The following is a 270-nucleotide window of genomic DNA, read 5'->3' on the forward strand; positions in this document are numbered from 1 at the left end:
TGGGGAAGTGGTGGTGGATACTGGGTTTGCCGATGCGAACCCGTTCGGATATATCGGCATAGCTGAACCCGTGATAGCCCCCGGCGGCGAGCAGCAGCTTAGCCTGTTCGACGATTTCGGCGGCTCTTGGGGAAAGCTCGAGACTCATTGGGGCGACCTTGGAACTGACGGCGGAAAGGGCGAACGAGGCGCGTCCTCGGACGGTTGGCAGCCAATCTACTAGTTGGTCGGTTGTGTGTCAAGATTTCTTTGGTCAGCCCGGAGGAAGAC

1 protein-coding gene is annotated in these 270 nt (G+C 58.9%); it reads right to left on the bottom strand.

Annotation, left to right across the window (positions count from 1 at the left end; translation table 11 throughout):
• Window positions 1–148 (bottom strand): TetR/AcrR family transcriptional regulator (locus tag SB847_RS21125; RefSeq protein ID WP_410578583.1); only part of this gene is annotated, 148 nt, incomplete at its 3' end.
• Window positions 149–270: the final 122 nt, after the last annotated feature.

It is taken from the genome of Bacillus sp. SIMBA_026 (assembly GCF_046535335.1).
Taxonomy (GTDB): Bacteria; Bacillota; Bacilli; order Bacillales; family Bacillaceae; genus Bacillus; species Bacillus velezensis.